Annotated in this window: 6 protein-coding genes (2 of these 6 cut by a window edge); 1 reads left to right on the forward strand and 5 read right to left on the reverse strand. The window is 42.2% G+C overall.

The window, feature by feature from the left end:
- Positions 1–675: the 3' portion of a PfkB family carbohydrate kinase gene (locus tag QC759_RS07195; protein ID WP_048073659.1), read on the forward strand. The gene continues 225 nt to the left of window position 1, outside the view; the window shows 675 of its 900 coding nt (coding positions 226–900); its start codon lies beyond the left edge, outside the window; the stop codon is at positions 673–675.
- A gap of 128 nt (positions 676–803) precedes the next feature.
- On the opposite strand, the gene QC759_RS07200 is transcribed toward QC759_RS07195, so the two are convergent.
- The 5 genes from QC759_RS07200 to QC759_RS07220 form a co-directional block, all read right to left on the reverse strand.
- Positions 804–980 carry a hypothetical protein gene (locus QC759_RS07200; protein WP_171824052.1) on the reverse strand — a complete coding sequence of 59 codons (177 nt, stop codon included), beginning with the start codon at positions 978–980 and terminating at the stop codon, positions 804–806.
- Between the two features lie 166 nt (positions 981–1,146).
- Positions 1,147–1,971, reverse strand: a complete 825-nt coding sequence (locus QC759_RS07205) for a PIG-L family deacetylase (protein WP_048073658.1) — start codon at positions 1,969–1,971, stop codon at positions 1,147–1,149.
- A 192-nt stretch (positions 1,972–2,163) separates the two neighbouring features.
- Complete coding sequence (locus QC759_RS07210) at positions 2,164–3,147, reverse strand: sortase domain-containing protein (protein ID WP_048073657.1); 984 nt, start codon at positions 3,145–3,147, stop codon at positions 2,164–2,166.
- A 175-nt stretch (positions 3,148–3,322) separates the two neighbouring features.
- On the reverse strand, positions 3,323–4,870 hold the full coding sequence (locus QC759_RS07215; RefSeq protein WP_048073656.1) for an ATP-binding protein: 1,548 nt from the start codon (positions 4,868–4,870) through the stop codon (positions 3,323–3,325).
- A 70-nt stretch (positions 4,871–4,940) separates the two neighbouring features.
- Positions 4,941–5,000: the 3' end of a TIGR02253 family HAD-type hydrolase gene (locus QC759_RS07220; RefSeq protein WP_048073655.1), read on the reverse strand. Its footprint extends 621 nt past the window's final position; only the last 60 of its 681 coding nucleotides appear in the window; the start codon falls outside the window, past its right edge; the stop codon is at positions 4,941–4,943.

Here is a 5,000-nt window from a genome sequence, read left to right on the forward strand (position 1 = left end):
CAGTTTGAGAATTTTTATCCTGACGAAGACCCCAACCACCGGGTGCAAAGGGCCTGCATACCTTCCAACCCCCTGGAGGTGTCCCATCTTGACTTTCTGGAACTGGAAACCTTTAACGCTGCACTGATTTCACCATTATCACCGGAGGACATACCACTGGAAACCATTAAGCACATCTTTAAAAGTGGAACACCGGTATATCTTGGGGTTCAGGGGTATCTTCGCCATTTAGAAGGTCAAAATGTTGTTTTAAAGCCCTGGAAGCAGTATAAAAATTTTTTAAAATATGTTAATTTTTTGTTTATGGATGAGGTGGAAGCCCGGGTGATAACTGGAAATTCCTCCATGTCCCTGTTGGAAATTTCCCGGGACATCTCCCTCCTGGGACCAGAAGAAGTCATCATCACCCGTGGTGACCAGGGGTCCCTGATTTATTCCCGTCACCATGATAAATCTTACTCCATACCAGCCTATCCACCCCAGGAAAGGGTGGACCCCACTGGGCTGGGTGATAGTTACCTGGCAGCTTATGCCTTCCGGAAACAGGAAACATCTGACCCCGAGGAGTGCGGAATTTTCTCATCCATAGTATCCTCCTTAAAACTGGAAAAAAAGGGAGCTTTTCAGGGGAATATAAATATAATTAATCAGAGGATACAGGAATTAAAACTGTAGTTTAGCATTCAAATAAAATAAAAATATTCAATAAATGGATAGGATATTAACAATAGAATAGTACTCAAAAATAGAAGTTAAAGGATAGAGGACATCGGGTATTTATTAGTCCCCTACTCCGGTGTTTCTTATATCATAAACTGCAATACCAGGAATGGTAATAAGCCCGCTGCAAAGAACATTACAATTCCAATAAGGGCATAATCTTTTTTCCTGTCCATAATTCCACTGCAAAGCAGGATTATCCCGGCAAAGGCCAGTAGGGGTGGAAGTATGTGGGAGAAAAGTATAGTTACATTGGTCATATCAATCAAATCTCCATCGGTAATTAGGTGAAGTCATCTCTTTTTTTGTTAAATATTTCTTTATTGGACTTACACTATTAAGGCTTTGGTGAGTTAAACTACTTTCACATCCTTCACTTGTCCCGAGTCTGGATGGAAAAGCCAGTTTGAAAACTCTTCATTTAGATTAATTCATGTAATAAATCCTTTCGGGACCTATACTGTAAAGACCATCACTGTAAGGGTAGAATGTGTTAAGAATGGTGTGTATATTGTAGTAAACCTGAAATGCACTTTTCTTTTTGGTGGCGTACTGATTAACATTCACATCAGTGTAGTTCTTGGTCAGGGCCGAGGTCACTGCCCGGTTAGCATGGTAGTAGTAGATTGGAAACTGCCGGTACTTCAGGTTGGGATATTTATCCTTCATCATCTTCATTCCCTGTTGACAGGCCAGATGATCACCATTTCCATCTCCGGTAGTAGTGTAAAAGACAGTGTAACCCTCCTTGAGATACAAGTTTTCCATGGTGGTAAACACCACATTGGCGTTGAGGGCACCATCATCAAAGCTATGTATATTGTAACTGTTGCATCCAAAAATGCCCATGACCTGTTTAAAGGAGTCTTCCCGGATCAATTTCTTTCTCTCGGATGCAGTGGCATTGGCGGGAATTGATACACTGTAGTAGTTAGTTACCGTGAGTAACTGGGAAGTTACGGCATCACCAGAAGTCATGAGCTCGAAGTGTATTGGGGAGCCATCCTCCATTATCCTCTGAACAGTTCCACCCGCCCCTATGGTTTCATCATCAGCGTGGGGTATAATGAAAGCCACCTTCTCTGGTGTGGATGAGGTGTTTCCCGTCCCATTATCCGCAGTTTGGGTGGTATTATTACTGTTATTGGACTGAATACCCGAAGATCCATTTTCTGCCGAGAAGGTAGGGAATAATGCAATGAATAAAATCAAGGGTATTGCCAAGAGTAAGATGATTATTGTCTTTTTCATTTTCATAACCTTAAATCTATGCCTATCCAAATCTATAATCTATTTAGAGCCAATTAAATATAAATAGGTTGCTGTATTCCTCTTATCAAATTTATCTTCATTTAAGGAGGGGCAGCTTGCCCATTATCTATTATTATTCTTTAGAAAAAATATAAAAAAAGGTTAGAAAAGATTTTTTATTAGATATCTATGTTACAAGGGGTCCACTGCAGTTAACTGGCAGTGAACGTACCTTTCTGCTGCAGTGTAACCTGGAGGCCAGCAAGTTCCCAGCACCAACTCCTTTTGGCCGGCAGGGAATTGAATGAGGTTGGTCTTGTAATCGTATCTAATATCGTTGTTGGAAACCACTTGGTAGGTGTATTTCTTCTGGGTTAGATAATCATTGATGTAAATCTTATCTCCCACCTGCAGGTTTTCAATGTGATTGAATGGTGCAGAATATCGGGTATGGTGTCCTAACAATCCCACTGAACCTTTCTGACCAGGGTAGAAACTCTTGGGTAAACTACTGCTCGGGTCAGAATAGTGGTAAACCGCGTCCATGGCATTTAAAGTGTCAGAGCGAATATTCCAGGTTACTCCCAGTCGGGGTATGGTCACCGTGGCGAAGGTGGGCATACTGGACAGCTGGGCAGAGTTGATCTGGAGGCTGTTTTTAACAGCATCCACTGCTGCACTGGTTTCGGATCCTTTCAAACCTTTCAGTACGGATTCGACACTGAATCCTTCCTGCGGATAACTGAACACTACACTGTAAAGTGCTCCATTAGTGTTAACCCATATCTCCTTTTGTTCGGAGGTGGAACCATTACCCTGGACCTGATAACTATTGTAATAACCAGTGTTCCCCTTCACATCGATCTTGTTACTGGAAGTGAGTTTTACGTTACTTTCTGACTCCTTAACCAGTTCTGGAACGAAATCCGTGGAAACATTGTATCCGGAAGGTATAACCTGACGGTTGACCGTGATGTTCATCCCGGTTTCCGGGTCTTTAAAGGCTACTATTTGAGCTCCCTGAGTTGGAACTTGCTGCCAACTGGAGGGATAGTCAAAGGAAACCTCCCCATTCTCGTAGTGTTTGGTTTCTATATTGGCACTGCCCGAGGTCATGGTGATAGCCACTAGAACTACCACCAAAACCGCAATCCCAATTAAAACATACTTCTTCAAATAAAAATCTCCCTAAATTTTTTTTTCCTTGAATTAATTGATTTTACTTTGATTAGATAATATTAAGTTGATAAGCACGGAATAAATCGAAAAAACCTTCCCCTTGAAAATTTTTTAAAAAACCACATTTAAGTGTTTATTTTGTGTAGATACTCCACATTAATAAAAGTTATGATCACCAGTTTAACAGGGTTCTCCTCAGTTCTTTTTCTGATTCGGCGATTAACTCAATCTTTTCTACTTTGATTCCCCGGTCTTTTAAGTATCCTGCTAATTCCACGGGGCTGGTACTTTCATCCACATCGGTAATCACTGAACTGTTTTCCCGGCAGATGGTCTGGGCACCGTAGAGTTCTAAGGCCTCCTGGGTTTTTTCCAGGTCATCGGTTTTCAACCGGAAGGAACGGGTTTTATGGGAGATCTGGGCAATGTCAATGTTCAGTCTTTGCAGTACCACCAGAACGTGCTTATCCAGAGCAGCTTCCAGAACTTCAACATCAATGATATCCTTTTTCAGGTTGATACGCACTGATTGACAGATCTGGGCCACATCACGGGCGTGGGCGAAACTGGGCTGCAGACCTTCCCCTCCATTGTTTTTGGGCTGGTAAACCTTCATGAACCTTCCCAGGATTTCTGGTTGGTAAGTCTCCCGGAGATCCTCTAAATTTCTGCGGAAAACCTCGGTCACCTCTTCCACCTCGGGATTTTTAAGGAAAATATGAAGGGGGGCCCGGCGAAGGTGGGCTTCATCCATGATACTTATGTCCAGGTTGGTGGAGAATGCAGGGATAAAGTGAGTGTGCAGTATAACCGGGATACCCCGGACATAGACCACGTCTTTTTTGTTCTCCATAGGGACAATTAAACGGTTGAGAATGAGTTCATGGTCATCACGCTGTCTTCCCAGGTCATCAATTAACAGAATACCCCCGTTGGCCTTAATCAGGGGAGATGTTTCGTAAACCCCCTTATTAGGATCATAATTAGTTTCTAACTTATTTAAACTGAGTTCAGCTCCAGTTAAAACAAAGGGGGCGTGAATTTTAACCCAACGTGGATCATCAGGCTGTTCCTCGCACATTTTATGGAAATCAGGGTCGTAAAGTTGTATGATTTTCCCACCGAATTCAATGTACTTGGGCATTACCAGGGGGGGCAGAAGATCAGGCATGGTGCTGATGATAAAGGTTTTACCAGTTCCCGGAGGACCGTAGACGAAAATCCCCTTACCAATAATACACGATTCAATGAGGGCTTCTTTAGCATAATCCACTCCTACCACCTGGTGGAAAGTTTCTTCCACCACTTCGGGGGGTATTTGTAGGGGATAACGGTGTTGTAACTGGATCTTCATGATCTGATAGTACTCTTCGTAGGGTACTGGGGCAATACCGATGTAGGGATTATCTTCTGCAATTCCCCTTACTTTTTCACGTCCTTTCCGGGTTATAGCGTATTCTACACTGGAAAAAAGGAATCCTCCACTCACTGGGGCACAGAAACCGCTTTTTTCCATTTTACTTAGATTTTCTTCCAAAATATCCCAGTGAATACCGGTTAACTCATTGATGGTGCTGGTTTTCACGGTACCGTAACTGCTGATAATTTTAAGTATCAATCCCCTGACGAAACTCTCGGATAGCTGCAGATCATCCAGATTTTTTGGTTGTTTCAATGCATTGAAAATTTTTTCCATCTTTTCATCATGATAGTAATTCATTGTAATACCCACCGATTTTTTCCGGTCAATTGATTATCGTTATTATTATTTTAAGGTGTAAACCATTAAATTAAAGGAGCTTTTGCACCTGACTTATGTCTGAAACCACCTCTACCTTCAAACCTTCCCT

The organism is Methanobacterium formicicum, assembly GCF_029848115.1.
GTDB classification, from domain to species: domain Archaea; phylum Methanobacteriota; class Methanobacteria; order Methanobacteriales; family Methanobacteriaceae; genus Methanobacterium; species Methanobacterium formicicum.